The 16,426-nt window shown below is 72.7% G+C and carries 13 protein-coding genes; 5 read left to right on the forward strand and 8 right to left on the reverse strand.

All coding sequences use genetic code 11. The annotated features are described in order from the left end of the window. Positions 1–55: 55 nt before the first annotated feature. Both HN013_RS04015 and HN013_RS04020 read right to left on the reverse strand, forming a co-directional pair. On the reverse strand, positions 56–460 hold the full coding sequence (locus HN013_RS04015; protein WP_171163018.1) for a DUF3037 domain-containing protein: 405 nt from the start codon (positions 458–460) through the stop codon (positions 56–58). Further along, positions 457–1,281: a HipA family kinase gene (locus tag HN013_RS04020; RefSeq protein WP_171163020.1), complete on the reverse strand. Its 825-nt coding sequence runs from the start codon at positions 1,279–1,281 to the stop codon at positions 457–459. Before HN013_RS04020 ends, HN013_RS04015 begins: the two co-directional genes overlap by 4 nt. A 547-nt stretch (positions 1,282–1,828) precedes the next feature. On the opposite strand from HN013_RS04020, the gene HN013_RS04025 reads away from it, so the two are divergent. Next, entirely contained in the window at positions 1,829–2,185 is a 357-nt protein-coding gene (locus tag HN013_RS04025; RefSeq protein WP_171163023.1) for a DoxX family protein, read from the forward strand. A gap of 52 nt (positions 2,186–2,237) precedes the next feature. On the opposite strand, the gene HN013_RS04030 is transcribed toward HN013_RS04025, so the two are convergent. Both HN013_RS04030 and HN013_RS04035 read right to left on the reverse strand, forming a co-directional pair. After that, the gene (locus HN013_RS04030) at positions 2,238–3,836 is read right to left on the reverse strand and encodes an AMP-binding protein (RefSeq protein ID WP_171163025.1); all 1,599 of its coding nucleotides are present in this window, start codon (positions 3,834–3,836) and stop codon (positions 2,238–2,240) included. Positions 3,837–3,888: 52 nt separating this feature from the next. Continuing rightward, entirely contained in the window at positions 3,889–4,974 is a 1,086-nt protein-coding gene (locus tag HN013_RS04035; protein WP_171163027.1) for a polyprenyl synthetase family protein, read from the reverse strand. Positions 4,975–5,515: 541 nt separating this feature from the next. Here HN013_RS04035 and HN013_RS04040 point away from each other — a divergent pair. The 4 genes from HN013_RS04040 (at position 5,516) to HN013_RS04055 (ending at position 9,582) form a co-directional block, all read left to right on the forward strand. Beyond that, positions 5,516–6,064 (forward strand): cupin domain-containing protein, encoded by a 549-nt coding sequence (locus tag HN013_RS04040; RefSeq protein WP_171163029.1) that lies wholly within the window; start codon positions 5,516–5,518, stop codon positions 6,062–6,064. 46 nt (positions 6,065–6,110) lie between these two features. After that, complete coding sequence (locus HN013_RS04045) at positions 6,111–7,262, forward strand: DegT/DnrJ/EryC1/StrS aminotransferase family protein (RefSeq protein WP_171163030.1); 1,152 nt, start codon at positions 6,111–6,113, stop codon at positions 7,260–7,262. A 170-nt stretch (positions 7,263–7,432) separates the two neighbouring features. Further along, the gene (locus HN013_RS04050) at positions 7,433–8,557 is read left to right on the forward strand and encodes a type III polyketide synthase (RefSeq protein WP_171163032.1); all 1,125 of its coding nucleotides are present in this window, start codon (positions 7,433–7,435) and stop codon (positions 8,555–8,557) included. Continuing rightward, complete coding sequence (locus HN013_RS04055) at positions 8,554–9,582, forward strand: class I SAM-dependent methyltransferase (protein WP_171163034.1); 1,029 nt, start codon at positions 8,554–8,556, stop codon at positions 9,580–9,582. The genes HN013_RS04050 and HN013_RS04055 overlap by 4 nt, the downstream gene beginning before the upstream one ends. A 90-nt stretch (positions 9,583–9,672) precedes the next feature. Here the strand turns inward: HN013_RS04055 and HN013_RS04060 are convergent, their stop codons facing one another. The 4 genes from HN013_RS04060 to HN013_RS04075 all read right to left on the reverse strand — a co-directional run bounded on the left by HN013_RS04060 (position 9,673) and on the right by HN013_RS04075 (position 16,422). Further along, positions 9,673–10,731, reverse strand: coding sequence for an AfsR/SARP family transcriptional regulator (locus tag HN013_RS04060; RefSeq protein WP_249374706.1), 1,059 nt, complete (start codon positions 10,729–10,731; stop codon positions 9,673–9,675). A 200-nt stretch (positions 10,732–10,931) separates the two neighbouring features. Beyond that, entirely contained in the window at positions 10,932–13,043 is a 2,112-nt protein-coding gene (locus tag HN013_RS04065) for an MMPL family transporter (protein WP_171163035.1), read from the reverse strand. 120 nt (positions 13,044–13,163) lie between these two features. After that, positions 13,164–14,801, reverse strand: a complete 1,638-nt coding sequence (locus HN013_RS04070; RefSeq protein ID WP_171163037.1) for a prenyltransferase/squalene oxidase repeat-containing protein — start codon at positions 14,799–14,801, stop codon at positions 13,164–13,166. 103 nt (positions 14,802–14,904) lie between these two features. After that, complete coding sequence (locus HN013_RS04075; RefSeq protein WP_171163039.1) at positions 14,905–16,422, reverse strand: FAD-binding oxidoreductase; 1,518 nt, start codon at positions 16,420–16,422, stop codon at positions 14,905–14,907. Between the last annotated feature and the right edge of the window lie 4 nt (positions 16,423–16,426).

Raw genomic sequence — 16,426 nt, forward strand, 5'->3', positions numbered from 1 at the left:
CAGACGCTAGAAGCCCCGCCACCGGCTGTCAACGGCCCCGGAGCGCGGCTCCGGCTCATCTGACCAGCAGATCGAGCAGGCGTTCAGGCTCGGCCCGCGGATCGAGCGTCAGCCCGGTGTGCACAGGGCCCGGCTGGACAACCGTACTGCGCGGCGCGATCAGCCAGCGGAACCGGCGTCCGGCGTCGTCGCGGGCGGCCTGCCCGGCCCGGTCCCCGCCGGCGCAGACGCCCTCGACGGCGTGCAGCGCCGCCCTGACCCCGGCCACGTCCGCGGCCGGGTCGAGGGCCAGCAGCCGGTCCTCGTCCAGGTGGACGCGGGCCTCGACGAACGACCGCGCCTGGCAGTAGACGACGACACCGGCGTTGATCTGTTCCCCGCGCTCGACGCGGGGCACGACACGCAGCAGCGCGTACTCGAAGACGTCGCGTTCCTTGGCGTCCTTCATGCGGTCCGTCATTTCCCGGCCTTCCTGTCCAGCCTGACCCGCACCCACTCGGGCGCCTGCGAGGGCTTGTCGGCACTGCGTTCGCCGAGTGTGATCCGGTCGCCGATGCCGGCCGCCCGCGCGAGCAGCACCTCGACGTACGCCCGGCGCACCGCGTCCGGTCCGTCGAAGCCGGGCTCGTCCTCCAGCCAGACGTCGGGAACGTCGGCGACGACCCCGGTCAGCAGTTCCTCGGTGACCCGCGGGGCGAGCTCGGCCGCGGCGCCGGCGAGGTCGGGATCGAAGGTGGCCAGGACATGGTCCGAGGCGTCGTACCCCTTGCCCGCGGCGGCCGTCGCGGACGGCCAGTTGTGGTGCCAGATCATGGTCGCCCCGTGGTCGATGAGCCACAGGGCGCCGTGCCACACCAGCAGGTTGGGGTTGCGCCAGGACCGGTCGACGTTGCCCACCAGGGCGTCGAACCACACCACGCGCCCGGCCTCGGCCGCGTCGGTCTCGAAGGCGAGCGGGTCGAAGCCGAGGGCGCCGGGGAGGTAGTCCATCCCCAGGTTGAGCCCGCCGCTGGACTTCAGCAGCCCCTGCACCTCCGGATCCGGCTCGCCCCGGCCGATGACCGGGTCGAGCCGGATGCTCACCAGGTCCGGGACGCGCAGGCCGAGCGCGCGGGCGAGCTGTCCGCAGATCACCTCGGCGACGAGGGTCTTGCGGCCCTGGCCCGCGCCGGTGAACTTCATGACGTACGTCCCGAGATCGTCGGCCTCGACGATGCCCGGGAGCGAGCCGCCCTCCCGCAGGGGAGTGACGTAGCGGGTGGCTGTTACCTCTGGCAGCATGATCCCAGGCTCCGCAATTCTTTCACCTTGCAATCCATGGTCGGACCCCAATGGTCGCTGGAGAGGGCACCGCCCGCGACCAGCCCCGGGGAGAAGTGATCATAGTAACCGAGCGTGACGGCTCGGGTGGCGTCGCGACGAGGGGAATCGCGGCAGGGGTCCCCGGAACGGTTCCGGCACCTCTTCGCCCACGGGGTCCGTGGTCGACGCCGCGTACCGCCCCGGCGCGGCAGGGCGGTTGCGCCCGAATCGCGCGGGACGGCCCACCGGCCCGGGACAATATCGCCAGGGCCGATTCCGCAGGTCGGTCACGAAGCGATATACGTCCGAGGAGTAGCGCGAAAGGCCAGTTCCCCGCACCGGGGCGACATGTACGATCACAGCGCACGGAAAGCACCCCAACCCTCAACAGCGCTATCGCGTCGCGGGGTTGCGCAGCGGCCACCAGGCGTTCGGGCCGCCGGCACACCCGGCGGCCGGCCGGGCCAGGAAACGGCATCCCACACCGGGACGCCCAGCGACATCGTCTCCACAGAGCGGAGAGAACGTGTTCATCGCCTTCGTCACGGTCACCATCCTCGGCGTGGTCTTCAACGGTGCCGCCGCCGTCACCTACCTGATCGGCCATGAATACCCCAAGACCCAGGCGGACATGAAGGGCATACCCCGGAAGTACGTACCGGTGCTGGGCGCGTTGCTGGCCGCGGGCACCCTGGGGCTGCTGGCCGGGCTCGCCGTGCCGATTCTGGGAACGCTCGCCGCCTGCGGCCTCATCCTCTACTTCATCGGCGCGATCATCGCCCATGTGCGGGTGGGCTCCCGGGACATCGTGGGAGGGATCGTGTTCCTGGCCACCGCGGTGGCCGTGCTGGTCCTGGGCCTGGCCGACCACGGCGTCTCGTAGTCCGCGCGGCGCCGAGGGCGGCCGCCGAGGTTCCCGGGTGCGGGGGCCGGCGCTACAGGCCGGCCTCCAGGCGGCGGGAGAGTTCGACCCGGCGGGTCTTCAGCGTGGCGGTGCGCGGCAGTTCGGCCAGCGGGATCTGGACGGGATCCGCCAGCAGCGGGTACGCGGCCGTGGCTGCGCGCCAGCGGTCCGGGTCCAGCGGCTCGTCGCGGTGGGTACAGACGACCGGGACCGCCTTGCCCCCCGGGCCCGGCACCACGACGACCTCGGCCAGCTCCGCCAGCTCGTCCAGGACGATGTCCTCGATCTCCAGGCTGCTGCCCACCCCGGGGATCGCGTCGAACTCGCGGTCGAGCATGTGCAGGCAGCCGAACGAGGTGCGGTAGCCGACGTCCCCGGTACGCCACCAGCCGTCGCGCAGGTTGGCGTCGTAGCGCTCCTGCTCGCCGTGGTAGGTCTTCGCCAGGCCGTCCCAGCGGACCTCGATGAAGCCGGGATTCCGCTGCGAGGGCCGCCTGCCGTCCCGGCTCACCAGCCTGACCCGGGCGCTGCCGGGCAGGGGATAGCCCACGCAGCGGCCGTCCATCCGGTGGACGAACCGGCGGTAGTAGGGCCGGCCGGCCGCGGGGCCGACCTCGCTCTGCCCGTAGATCTGGAAGAACTGCGCCCGCCGGTCGGAGGCGTGCAGCAGCCGGCGGACCGTCCTCGGGTGGATCGCGTCGAAGGTGCTGCTGAAGTACTTCACCGACGCGAACGGGCGGCGTGCGTCGTCGGCCAGATCCTCCCAGGCCAGGAAGGAGTTGGGGAGCGCCTCGATCAGCCAGGGGCGGTGCTCGGCGAAGAACGCGGCGACGGCGTCCGGGGCGCTGTCGTTCACCAGCAGCGCCGGCATCCCCTGGAGGAGGCAGAGCGACATCGCCGCGAATGTCCGGGAGTGGCCGAAGGGGATGTGGATGGCGACGGTCCCCCGCTTTCTCATCAGCCCCAGGAGGAACAACTGCGGGCGCAGCCGGGACCGCATCGTCCGCGGCGTGTGCACGACCAGCTTGGGCAGTCCCGTGGTGCCGGAGGTGTGCGTGATCATGGCCGGCTCGTCCGGGCCGCGCAGCACCGGCCGCACCGGCACCGAGCCGTCCAGCCCGGCGAGCGCGACCGCGCCCGGGCCGGCGTCGCCCACACCGATCACGCCCCGGGTCAGCACCGCCAGGTCCACACCGTCCTCCGTGAGAGAGCGGAGCTTGGGCCCGTCGGTGACCAGGTGCGGCCGCTCCAGCCGGGCCAGCAACGCGGCGACGGCCTCGGAGTCCAGGTGCTGCGAGAGCATGACCGGGACCGCGCCGACGCGCTCCACCGCCGACCCGAGCAGCCAGAGGTCGAAGTTGGGGGCCTTGCAGATCACCACATGGTTGCCGGGGCGCACCCCGGCGACGGCGAGCCGGTTCGCGATGTCCGCCACGAAGTCGGCGAGTTGACGGACCGTCAGTCGGCGCCCGGCGTCCGGCAGGACGTCGAGGTCGTGGTCGAGGACGAGCGGCATGGCGCCGCGGACGCGCGCGGCTCTCTCCGGTACGACACCGAGATGGAGGCCGTACTTGTGGATCGGCCCACGGGCCGATCCACGATCCGGCTTGTACGACAACAGGCTTCCCACGAGATCTCCCTTTGCGTCCGACCGGGCGGGGGTACGGGGTGCGGTTACGGCATCAGCGGTCGCGGTAGGCGACCATGCCGGCCAGTTCCTCCAGGCGCAGGCGCCAGCGGTGCGGCAGGCCGGCGTCCGCCAGGGCCGCACGGGCGTCGGCCACCAGGGCGTCGATCCGCTCCTCGACCTCCGCGCGCACTCCGGAGGCGAGCAGAGCGGCGCGGAGTCCGGCCGGGTTCCGGCCGGCGCGGCGGCTCTCCCCGACCAGCCGGGCGACCCGCGGATCCTTGGCCGCGGCCAGCGCGACCAGCAGGGTCATCTTGTGCCCGCCGATGTCCAGGCCGGTCGGCTTGCCGGTCACCGTCGCGTCACCGAACGCGTCGAGCAGGTCGTCCCGCAGCTGGAACGCCTCGCCGGCCGCGACCCCGTAGGCCTCGAAGGCCGCGTCCAGCCCCGGGTGTCCGGCGATGGCCGCGCCGAGGGCGAGGGGACGGTGGATGGTGTAGCGGCCGGACTTGCAGACGGCGACCCAGCGGGCCAGCTCCGGATCCGGATCCGTCTCGGCGGCCAGGGCGATGTCCAGCTGCTGGCCGACGATCATCTCCGTGACCAGCTCGTGCCACACCCGCGCCGCCGGGCCGGCGAGCCCGCCCGCGAGCCGGTTCGCGTAGCTGAGCGCCAGGTCCCCGGCGAGGATGGCGACTCCCTCCCCGTACCGGCGGGACTCCCCCGCCCAGCCGCGTCGCGCGTGAAGGTCCGCGTACGCGGCGTGGGCGGTCGGGACGCCGCGCCGGATGGGCGAGTTGTCCATGATGTCGTCGTGGAGGAGCGCGAACGCGTGCAGCAGCTCCAGCGCCGCCGCCGCGTCGACGACCATGTTCTCGTCGGTCACAGCCTCGTCCGCGGTGGCGCCGGCCGCCAGGTAGCCGGTGACGCAGAACAGGGGACGCAGCCGCTTGCCTCCCGCCGCGACCAGCTCCGCGACGGCCGCCACCGGCACGGCCACCCGGGCGTCCACGGCACTCCAGCGCGCCTCCTCGGCACTCAGCAACCGCTCGATCCGCCGGTCGACGCGATCCAGGAGCCTGCCGCAGGCCTCCTGGTCGACGGCACCGCGCTCCGGCACCGCCTCCGCACTTCCTGCCATCGTCGACTGCTCCGACGGCCCCGGCCGCTCTGAACACTCCAGCTGTTCCGGCACTCCCACTCCCCTGCCTCTGGTCGGCTCCTCAAGTTCAACCGGCTCACCCGCCTCACGGAGCCCACGTCTCCCGGCCGCCCCGATTCCTGCCGCTCCGGCGGCAGTTCGGACGTCACGTTCCTGGTGGCCGTTGTCTCCCTCGGGCCCCGGCGCTCGGCGAGCGGAACTCGGGTAGGGCCGACGGCAGATCTCGTATGCCCGGAAACGGCGTCCTCCCGCCGGATTCCGCGTTCCGTACGAACGCGGCCGTCCCGACGGTGACCGGCGGACCGTGAAGCGCATCCTTGACGCCGTCCCTTGCCGGGGAATACGCGGCGAGTTGGCCCCGGCTTGGCGGCAAGCAAGCACCAATTCCATGACCCGGTGGCCCCCAAGTCACCGCTGACACTCTCACTGCGGAGGCGGCCGGCCCCCCTGTCCCCCAGAATTCCGCCGCCGCGCGGCCGCTCCGGCCGCGCCGGCATTCCACCCGAGAGAGCGACACCACATGAGCGGTCTCATCGTCCCGCCCGGCCACGGGCGGACACTCGTCACCAAAGCGCAGGACGTGACCTTCAAGGTCACGGCCGCGGACGGCTCCTCCTCGTCCGTGTTCGAGGTGGTCGTGCCACCGGGGTTCGACGTCGGCGCGCACACCCACAGCCATTCCCAGGAGTTCTTCTACATTCTGGAAGGGGAGTTGGAGCTCTTCGCGTTCGAGCCCGTCGAGCGGACCCGGGACACCTGGCACGACTGGGAGTCACCGAGCGGCGACCGCGCCTTCCGGGCGGTCACGGGCAGCTGCATGTTCGTGCCGCCGGGCACCCCGCACGCCTTCCGCAACCGCACGGACGAACCGGCCCGCATGCTCTTCCAGAGCTCCCCCTCGCCGGACCACGAGCGCTACTTCGAGGAGATCGTCGAGATCTTCGCCGCCGGCCGGTCGGTGGACTCCGAGGCCGTGGAGCGGATGCGCGAGCGCCACGACGTCCAGCAGATCACCCCGCTCCGCTACACCCCGCCCGCCCCGGACCCGGCCGGACGGGCCACGGCGTGACCGGTGCACGACCCGACCAGGGACGAAGAGTTGAGGACGGCCTCTGATGACTGTGACGACCACGGACAGCATCCCGCTCGTGCACGCGAGCCTGGGCGAGCGGGAACTCGCCGCCGTCGCCGAGGTGTTCGCCTCGGGCTGGCCGGCCGGCCAGGGCCCGCGGGGCAAGGCGCTCGAAGCGCAGCTGACGCGGCACTACGGCGTCGGTGACGCGGTCGCGCTGAGCAACTGCGGCGCGGCGCTCCACCTGGCCATGCTGGCGCTCGGCGTCGAGCCCGGCGACGAGGTGATCGTCGCCGACTACACCTTCCCCGCCCCGGCCCACGCGGTGCGCTACGTCGGCGCGACCCCCGTCTTCGCGGACGTGCGCGGCGACACCGGCACCGTCGACCCGCGGGCGGTGGCGGATCTGATCGGCCCGCGCACGGTGGGCGTGATCGCGGTGGACACCGTCGGGCTGCCCGCCGACTACACCGAACTGATGGCCGTCGCCGGCCGCCACGGCCTGTTCGTCGTCGAGGACGCCGCCTGCGCGGTCGGCGCCTCCTACCAGGGGCGCCCGGCGGGCGCGCTGGCGCCGGTGGCCTGCCTCTCCTTCCACGGCCGCAAGGGCGCCAGCAGCGGTGAGGGCGGGGCGCTGCTCGCCGCCGACCCGGTGATCGGGGCGGACGCCCGGCTGCGGTCGTCGTTCGGCATCGGGAGCATCTACGACCAGGCGCGGATGGCCGGCCTGCCGATCCCCTCGTTCACCGACATCGGCTACAACTACAAGCTCTCCGACATCGCCGCCGCGATCCTCCAGGTGCAGTTGGAGCGGGTCGGCGAACTCCTGGAACGCCGGAGCGCGATCGCGGCCTCGTACGCGGAGCTACTGGCCGACGAGGAGTTGCTCACGGTGCCGTCCGTGCCCGGGGACCGCACCCACGCCTGGCAGTCCTACCTGGTGACCCTCGACCCGCGCGTGGACCGCTCCGGGCTCGCCGCCGCGCTGCGCGCCCGGGGCATCGGCTGCGGGCACGGCACCTGGGCCTGCCATCTCCAGCCGGTGTACGACGCCGCGCGGCGCTGTCCGGTCTCGGCGGATCTCTTCCACCGCAACCTGGCCATACCCATGCACGCCGAACTCCGCCCGGACCAGGTCGAACGCGTCGTGGACGTGCTGCGGGCCGAGCTGCGGAACAATCTGCGCACGGGCTGACCGACGTGCCGGAGAGCGGCGCCGACACCCTGCCGGCCGGCCCGGGCCCCGGCGGCAAGTCGGCGCCAAGGAGCGGGCAAGCCCGGCGTACGACATTGACACCCTGATAGCAGAAGACAGCGGAAAAAAGCAGAGAATTGTCTTCACTTTCCGAGAGGCAGACGCCGGACATGCCCATCCTGTGCAAACCCGCGGTGCGCGTACCGGATTACACCATCACCATGGAGCAGACCCTGGATTTCGCCGGAAAAGCCCATGCGGGAAAGCCGCAACTGCCGCTCGCACTCCGTCTGATAGAGAACACCGGAGTGCGGAAGCGACATCTGGTGCAGCCCATCGAGAAGACCCTGGACCATCCGGGCTTCGAGGAACGCAACCGCGTCTACGAGACCGAATCGAAAAAGCGCTGCCCCGACGCCGTCGAAGAGGCCCTGGCGAACGCCCTACTGCGGGCCGAGGACATCGACGCCATCATCTATGTGTCGTGCACCGGATTTATGATGCCCTCGCTCACCGCATGGCTGATCAACACCATGGGATTCCGTTACGACACCCGCCAGTTGCCCATCGCCCAGCTGGGCTGCGCGGCGGGCGGGGCGGCGATCAACCGCGCCCATGACTTCTGCGCGGCCCACCCCGACAGCAACGTACTGATCGTCTCGTGCGAGTTCTGCTCGCTGTGCTACCAGCCCGACGCCGACGACATCGGCTCGCTGCTGTCCGACGGGCTGTTCGGCGACGCGGTCGCGGCGGCCGTGGTGCGCGGCCGGGGCGGCCCCGGCGTCACCGGTGTCCAGCTGCGGCGCAACGCCTCGTACCTCATCCCGAACACCGAGGAGTGGATCTCGTACGCCGTCCGCGCCACCGGGTTCCACTTCCAGCTCGACCGCCGGGTGCCGGGCACCATGGAGCCGCTCGCCCCGGTGCTGCGCGACCTCGCCGCGGGCAACGGCTGGGACGCGGCGGACCTCGACTTCTACATCATCCACGCCGGCGGGCCCCGGATCCTGGACGACCTCGCCCGGTACCTCGGGGTCGAGCGCACGGTCTTCCGGCACAGCTGGGGGACGCTGACCGAGTACGGGAACATCGCCAGCGCCGTGGTCCTCGACGCGCTGCGCAGACGGTTCGAGGAGGGGCCGCTGCCCATGGACGCCACCGGCGTGATCGCCGGCTTCGGCCCCGGGATCACCGCGGAGATGGCCCTGGGCACCTGGGTCGACGGCACGGCCCACCGCGGGGAGCGCCCGGCCGCCGAGGCCGCGCCGCGCCCGTACGCGGGGAGGACCGCATGAGCGGCACCGGCACGGACACCACCGTCGGCGCGCAGGCCGGACCCACGTCGGACCGGATCATGCGGATGATCAACGGCTACTGGGCCACCGGAGTGCTGGGCACGGCGGCGACGTTCGACCTGTTCACGCATCTGGAGGACGGCGCCGCCACGCCGGAGGCGCTGGCCGGGCGGGCCGGGATCGCGCCGCGCGGCGCGCAGGCGCTCCTGGACGGTCTGGTCGCGCTGGGCCTGGTCGAGGTGGCGGGGGGCCGCTACCGCAACACCCCGGAGGCGGCCGCCTTTCTCGTGGCGGGCCGGCCGGCGTCGCTGGCCGGGTTCGCCCGCCTCAAGATGGGCCACCTGGGCTCGCTGGCCGCACTGCCCGACGTCGTACGCGCCGGAGGGCCTGTGGCGGACGCGGTGGTGGAGATCGCCGACAACCCGCACTGGGAGAACCTCGTCCAGGCCATCGCCGCGCAGTCCGTGCCCGTGGCGCACATCGCCGCCGAGGCGCTGGGGCTGGCCGGCGCGGGGAAGATCTCGATCCTCGACATCGGCGGCGGTTCGGGGGTCTGCTCGGCCGTCTGGCTCGGACTCAACCCCGACGCCCGCGCCACCCAGATCGACTGGGCGCCGGTCAACGCGATCGCCCGGCGGCTGCTGGCCGAACAGGGCGTGGGCGACCGGGTCGACCACGTCGACGGCGACTTCCACACCGTCGACTTCGGCGCGGGCGACCACGACGTCGTCATGTACTCCAACATCGCCCACCAGGAAGGGCCCGAGGACAACCAGGCGGTCTTCACCCGGATACGCGGGGCGCTGCGGCCCGGCGGCACGCTCGTCGTCTCCGACTACATCACCGACGACGACCGCAGCGGCCCGCCCTTCGCCCTGACCTTCGCCGGGGAGATGCTCCTCAAGAGCCGGCACGGCTCCACCTGGCGGCGCCGCGACTATCAAAGGTGGCTCACCGCCGCCGGGTTCGAGGACATCCGTTTCCTGGACACCCCGTCCCCCACCACCCTCGTGCTCGCCCGCTGACGGTGGAGCCTCCGGTGCGGCGGCCCGGTCGGGGACCGCCACGCCGGAGGCCTTTCCGGCGACGGGATGGCGCCGGGCGGCGGGAGAGCGCTAGGAGCGCTCCAGTTCCGGTGCCTGGCGCAGGATCTCCAGTTCCAGGTGCTGGAGCGCGGGGCTGGGCGAGATGCCCAGGTCCTCCACCATCTTCTTCTGGTGGGCCCGCAGCACCGACAGCGCGTCGGCCTGCCGGCCCGCCCGGTACAGCGCGAGGGTCAGCAGTTCGCAGCCGTACTCGCGCAGCGGATGGGCCTGGGTGAAGGCCACCAGTTCGGGCACCGCCATCTCGTGGTTGCCCACCGCGATCAGGGTGGCGCAGCGGCTCTCGATCACCGACAGGCGCAGTTCCTCCAGGCGTACGGCCTCGGGGGCGACATGCGGGGCCGCTGCCATCTCCGCGTAGGCCTCGCCCCGCCACAGGGCCAGGCCCGCCTCGAACGCGTACAGCGCCCGCTGTGGATCGCCCCGGTCCAGCGCCTGCCAGCCGGCGGTGGCGCTCTCCCAGAAGCGGTGGGCGTCGACTTCGACGGCCCGGCTGTTGAGCAGGTAGCCGCGCCCGCGTGTGCACAGCACCGTCGCCGGGGTGCGCGGCGCCCGGTGCGGTTCCAGGGCGCGCCGCAGATTGGCGATGTACGCGTGCAGCGAAGTGATCGCCGACTGCGGCGGCCGGCCGTCCCACAGCGCCTCCACCAGGACGTCGACCGAGACCGGCTGGCCCACCTGGCTCACCAGCAGCACGAGCGCCGCACGCTGCTTGGGCGCGCCGAGGTCCACCCACCGGCCGCCGACGGCCGCCTCGACCGGGCCGAGTACCCGGAACTCCACCTCGGCGTCCGTCGCGGGACGGTGCGGTGGCCCGGCCGCGGCGGTGTCCGGGACGCGGTCGTCGCGGCGGCGGGTGATGTCGAGGTCCAGCGCCTGGCTGACGTACTGCTTGAGCGTCTCGTTGGCGCGCTGCAACTCCTGGACCTCGCGCTCGAGTTCCGCTATGCGCTGCGCACCGGTGGTTTCCGTGCCCCTCTCCGGCCCCTGCTCGGCAGCGGCCTGTCTTCCGCGCGGTCCGACGGCCACCGGGACGGCGGTCATGGTGCTGCGGCGGATTCCCCTGTCCATCGTCTCTGCACTCATAGGGTCTGCCCCGAAAGTGTGTGTCCGGACATGCCCCGGACTGCGCATGCGGTCGCCTCTGCCACAAGACCCGCTCCGACGTTCACGTCGCACGGCCCGGTCCGTTCCGCTCGGTCCCCGGGCCGGCGTCCCGCACACGGGCCCGGCGCCGCGCGGGGCGGCGCGGGGGCCCGTGGCGGGGTGGTTCATCTGCCGCTGTACGCGGGTGTCTGGTCGGGTTCGCCCGCCGGCGCCGCGGCGTCGTCGCGGTGCCGGAACAGCTTGCTGGGCCACCACATCCAGCGGCCCACGTCCAGGGTGAGCGCGGTGACCAGGACCGAGCGCACCACGATGGTGTCGAGAAGCACGCCGAACGCCACCGTGAAGCCCAGCTCCACCGCGAAGACCAGCGGCAGCGAGGCCATCGCCGCGAAGGTGCCGGCCAGCACCACACCGGCCGAGGTGATCACACCGCCGGTGGACGAGAGGCCGGTCAGCGCGGCGCGCCGGGTTCCGTGCGACAGCGCGTCCTCGCGGACCCGGGTGACCAGGAAGATGTTGTAGTCGATGCCCAGCGCGACCAGGAACACGAACGACAGCAGCGGGAACGACGCTTCGGCTCCGGCGAGGCCGAAGACGTGCTCGAACACCAGGCTGCTCACGCCGAGGGCCGCGCCGAACGACAGCAGCACCGTCGCCATCAGCAGCAGCGGCGCGACCACCGCGCGCAGCAGCACCCCCAGGATGAGCAGGACCACGAGCAGCACGATCGGGATGATCACCTTGGAGTCGCGGGCCGCCGCGTTCTCCGTATCGACCATGATCGCGGTATTGCCGCCGACCTGTGCGTCGGCGCCCTCGATCCGGTGGACCGCGGTCCGGGCCTGCTCGACGGTGCGTCTCGCCGCCTCGCTGCTGGGCTCGTCCTCCAGCTGCGCGAGCAGCACCGCCTCGCCGTCCTTGACCACCGGGTCCGCGACGGTGCTGATCCCGGGCACGCCGGCCAGCGCCGTCCTGACCCGGCCGGCCGCGCCGGCCTCGGCCACGACGTGGACGGGGGTGCCCGACCCGGCGGGGAAGTGCGCGGCGCGGATCTCCTCACCGACGGCCATCTGCGGCTTGCCGGTGAACTGGTCCTTGTTGGACAGGCCCGAGGCGTCGAGCCCGAACGTGCCGAGCGCCATCGCCGCGAGCACCAGCACGGTGCCCGTCCACACCAGCCGCGGGCGGCCCGAGATGGCCTTCCCGACCCGGCTCCAGACGCTCTCCTTCCGCTCCTCCTCGGCGCCGTGGACCGGCTTCGCCGGCCAGAAGATCCACCGGCCGCAGGCGACCAGCAGCGCCGGCATCAGCGTCACCATGGCGAGCAGGCCGACCACGATGCCGATGGCGCAGGCCGGGCCCATGCCCTTGGTGGAGTTGAGGACGGCGAGCATCAGCAGCATCAGGCTGACGGCGACGGTCGCCGCGCTGGCCACGATCGCCGGGCCCGAGCGGTACAGGGCCTCCGCCATCGCCTCGTGCCGGTCCTCGTGCCGCGCCAGCTCCTCCCGGTAGCGGGAGATCAGCAGCAGCGCGTAGTCGGTGGCGGCGCCGAAGATCAGGACGATCAGGAGGAAGCCGGTCTGTTTGTTGATGACGAGACCGGCGTCCCTGGCCAGCAGATAGATCAGCGCCTTCGCCGCCGTCAGGGACACACCGACGGTGATCAGCGGCAACAGCGGCAGCAGCGGACTGCGGTAGGTGATCAGCAGGATCACGACCACGACCAGCGCGGTGATCGTGGTCAGCGCGCCGCCGCCGCCGAACGCCTTGATCGAGTCGGCACCGTAGCCGGCCGGCCCGGCGACGTGGAAGCCGAGGCCGTCCGCGTCCTTCTCGCCGATGTCGGTCATCGCGTCGACGACCTTGCCGAGCCCTGCCCAGCCGGACTTGTCCTTGTGGACCTGGACGACGGTCTGGATCGCCTTGCCGTCCTGGGACGTGACCGGTGCCTGCGGCGGGCCCACGACGTTGGCGATACCCCGGAAGGCCTTGGCGTCCGCCTGGGCCTTGGCCAGGTCGGCGCCGGTGACTCCGGCGGCCCGGTCGTAGATCACGATCGCGGGCAGGGAGTCGGCGGGCATCAGCTTCTGGGCGCGCTCGACGACCGCGGTGGACTCCGCGTTGCCGGGCAGCCAGGCCGAGTTGTCGTTCTCCTCCGCGTCACCGAGCTTCCCGGCCAGCATCAGCGCCGGGACCAGGACGACGGCCCAGAGCGCGATGACGACCCACTTGCCCACCCTTCCACTGGGCAGGGCGGCCAGTTTTCGCAGCATGTCTGTCTCTCCGTGTTCCGTGGGGGTGAACGGTGCTTCTCGTACGGTGCTTCTCGTACGGTGCTTCTCGAACGGTTGCTTCTCAGGGGCAGTGGTCCGGGGCGGGCGGGGCCCGGGGGTTCACCGCGCCTGGTGGAGCGTGCCTCGCAGGTCCGGGACCCGTGCGCGGGCGTGCCCGAGGGCGAGCAGCACCGGGATGTCGGTGAGCAGCGGGAAGTGGTAGGCGAAGGGGCGCGGGCCGACCATGTCGGGCGGGCCGCCGTAACTGCCGTCGGCCTTCTGCCGTTCGAGCAGCCAGGTCAGGGCGGCGCCGACGGGACGTGGGTCGTCGGCGTGGCAGAGCGTGATCAGGCCGTAGGCGGTGCTGATGTCGTCGCTGGGGTCGCCGGGCCGCATGCCCCAGCCGCCGTCGGCGTTCTGCGTCTCGCGCACCGTCCGCTCGATCCGCGCGGCCATGGCGGCGGAGCGCGGATCGTCCGGGCCCGCCGTACAGGCGGCGAGCCGCACCCGGAACAGGCTGTGCAGGCGGCTGCGGCTCCAGCCCGGCTCGAAGCCGCCGTCGGCGAGCTGGCTTTCGGCGAGGAACGCCAGGGCCTTCTCGCGCCGCGGTGCGGTGGCCGGGTGCGGGCCGAGCGCGCAGACCGCGGCGGCCGTCATGCACGGCTCGGAGGAGGCGCCCCGCACATAGGTCGGGAAGCCGCCGTCCGCGCCCTGCACGGCCAGCAGCGCGGCCACCCCGTCGCGCACCGTCCCGGCGTGCGCGGCCGGGTCGACGGCCTGGAGGAACTCCAGGGCGCAGGAGGTGTCGTCGACATCGTTCTGCGCGACGAGCGGTGACATGGACCAGCCGCCGGTCAGCGCCGTGCCGCGGGAGAGCGAGCGCAGCGGGGCGCCGCCCCGCTGGGCCGCGAGCGTCGCGGCCATCCGGCGCAGCAGCGCCGGGTCGGCGCCCGCCGCGTGCAGGGCGAGACCGCCGGTGGACGTGCACCAGTTGTGCATCTCCAGGACGAACGGGAAGCCGCCGTCGGTGCGTTGATGACGCAGCAGCGTCGCGAGGCCGCGGCGCACGGTCTCCTCGTGGCCGGGCGTCCCGGCGAGGGCGTGCAGCACCAGCAGGTGCATCAGCGCGTAGCCCTCCCACACGGTGGTGGCGGGGTCGGTGGCCAGCAGGGTGTCCAGGGCGGCCTCGGTGGCCCTGTTCCGTATGCCGAGGGCGTCGGCCAGGATCAGTGTGATGGCCGCCTGCTGCACGGCGGCCCAGGAGTGCAGCGGGTCGGTGGGAACCTGTCCGCTGCCCGGGAGTTCGGCGTCGGCGGGCAGCGGGCAGCCGAGCACCGAGAGCACCGCGTACACCATCAGGCGGCGGCGGGTGGAGATGAAGCCCGGCGCGGCGCCCAGGACGCCCGACGCCAGGGTGCCGGCGAGGGCGCCGTCGCCGCCGGGCTCCCGGCCCGCGGCGGCCCCTATGGCGCGCGAGGCGAGCACCCGGTCGAGCTTGTCCGGGGACTCCTGGTGGCCGCGCAGATAGGCGAGGAGGCGGCCCCGGGCCGGGGAGTCCGCGCCGGTCCGCGCCATCAGCGAGAGGGCGAGCGCCGACTCCAGCACTCTGCTCTCGCACTGTTCTCGTATCGCGCCGTCGTCGTCGGTTCTCCCGCTGACGTACGCGATCAGCCGGGCCGTGGCCCGGTGCACCTCGTCCGGGGAAACCTCCTCGGGCAGCGGCAGCGGGGCCGGACGCGCCGGGTCCGCGATCTTCATGGAGTGCTCCTGTCTGAGCCGGTCCGGCCGGGACGGCCTGGGATGACGGGAAACGGGCCGGGCCCCGCCGGGGAGGGATCCCCGTACGGGGCCGGGCGGTGGGTCAGCCGACCCCCTGCGCGAACCGGAAGAACCGGTGCGGGTCGTACTTCCTCTTGACCCGGGCCAGCCGCGTGTGGTTCTCGGCGTAATAGGAGCGCCGCCAGTCCGGCAGGCGCGGGTCGATGAAGTTCTGGTAGGTCTCGCCGTTGGAGTACGGGTCGATCACCGCGAAGCCGTCGTCGACGTACTCCCACGCGGCGGCCCTGGCCTCGGACGGGACCGGTGCGGCGGCGTTCGAGGTGAGGTAGCTGACCGAGAAGAGGCTGTCGCGGTGGACGTAGGCGGTGGCGTCGCGGGCCATGGCGTTGGCCCGGCCGCCGAGTGCGGAGATCTGCAGCTGGCGCATCTGTCCGGCGAACCGGTTCGCGTCGAACGTCTCCAGCGCCCTGGCCCAGCCCTCGCGCGGCATCGTCCGCTCGAACAGCCGGCTGCGCCAGGCGCCGAACGCCGGGCGCTGGAGCTTCCCGTCGGTGGAGGTGTCGGCGCGGTGGCACTGCTGCACGGTGAGCTCGGAGCACTGGTACAGCGACATCAGGACCGACTTGTACGGGGCGGTGAACTTCTGCCGGTGCACCGGGGGGCGGCCGACCAGCGAGATCAGCCGGGCGATCTCGCCGTCGAACGCCGCGCCGGTGTCCACCGAGCCGAGGAACACGGAGGCGGTCGGCACGGTGCCGGGACCGGCGTCGGTCAGCGTGACGTTGACACCGCTGCCGATCGTCCACGGGGCGTCGGGCAGCCACCGGGTCCAGCCGTCCAGCATGTCCAGGGCCTGGTCGAAGGTCCATACGAGGTTGATGGCGGCCACGTCGGTCAGCGGCGAGGGCGTGACCTCGTACGACGTGACGATCCCGAAGTTGCCGCCACCGCCGCCGCGCAGGGCCCAGTACAGGTCGCGGTGGGAGTGCGGCGAGGCGGTGACCGCGCGCCCGTCGGCGAGGACCACCCGCGCCGAGGTCACCTTGTCGGAGGCGACGCCGATGCTGCGGGTGAACAGGCCCATGCCGCCGCCCTGGAGGAACCCGCCGGCCGCGACGGTGGGGCAGTACCCGATGGAGAGGCCGAGGCCGGCCGGCGCGAGGGTGTTCGCGATGTCGACGGACTGGGCGCCGGGCCCCAGCCGGACCGAACCGTCGCCGAGCTCCACGGAGTTGAGCCCGGAAACATCGATGACCAGGCCCTCGGTGGTGGAGTAGCCGCCCGCGCTGTGGCCGCCGCTGCGCGCGGCCACGGGTATGCCGTACGCCTCGGCGAAGCGGACGCACGTGGCGACATCGGCGGCGGAGGCACAATAGGCGACCGCCCGGGGGCTGGTGGCGTCGAACTGGATCTGGTAGAGCTGCTTGGCCCGCCGGTAGTCCGCGTCCGACGGGAGCACGAGGCGTCCCCGGAGCCGGTCGGCGAGCCGGCTCCACCGGCTGCCGGAAGCACCGGCCGTGGCCTGCGCGGCGCCGGGCAGCGCCGTCGTGGCCAGCGCGACACCGCCGGCGCCGGCGAGGAAGGACCTTCTGTTGATCATGCCG

The organism is Streptomyces sp. I05A-00742 (genome assembly GCF_013055795.1).
Taxonomy (GTDB): domain Bacteria; phylum Actinomycetota; class Actinomycetes; order Streptomycetales; family Streptomycetaceae; genus Streptomyces.